This is a genomic window from Winogradskyella pelagia (genome assembly GCF_017581965.1).
Lineage (GTDB): Bacteria > Bacteroidota > Bacteroidia > Flavobacteriales > Flavobacteriaceae > Winogradskyella > Winogradskyella pelagia.
Genome location: NZ_JAGEVF010000056.1, coordinates 1 through 369, shown reverse-complemented (window position 1 = coordinate 369; position 369 = coordinate 1). Strand labels below are relative to the sequence as shown.

General features: G+C 53.1%; 1 protein-coding gene. It reads right to left on the bottom strand.

Annotated elements, in window-relative coordinates; genetic code table 11:
- Positions 1 to 369 (bottom strand): hypothetical protein (locus J4050_RS15240; protein ID WP_208155473.1); only part of this gene is annotated, 369 nt, incomplete at both ends.

Here is a 369-nt window from a genome sequence, read left to right as displayed (position 1 = left end):
TAGGTAATCGTATGTATGCCTGTCCCTGCCGCTGCTGGGTCAAAGCTATAGGTCTGGCCGTTACCGTCATCGGTAACGCCTGGTCCTGAGTAGACTCCGCCCACTGGCATTCCGCCACCTAGACCTGACTGTACGCCTGCATCCAAACAAAGGTCCGTTGGTGCTTCGAAAGTTACCGTTGGTAAATCGAAGACTTCAATATCGTCCGAGGCAATGCCTGCACAAGAGTTTGCATCTATAAGAGTATAGGTAATCGTATGTATGCCTGTCCCTCCCGCTGCTGGGTCAAAGCTATAGGTCTGGCCGTTACCGTCATCGGTAACGCCTGGTCCTGAGTAGACACCGCCCATTGGCATTCCGCCACCTAGA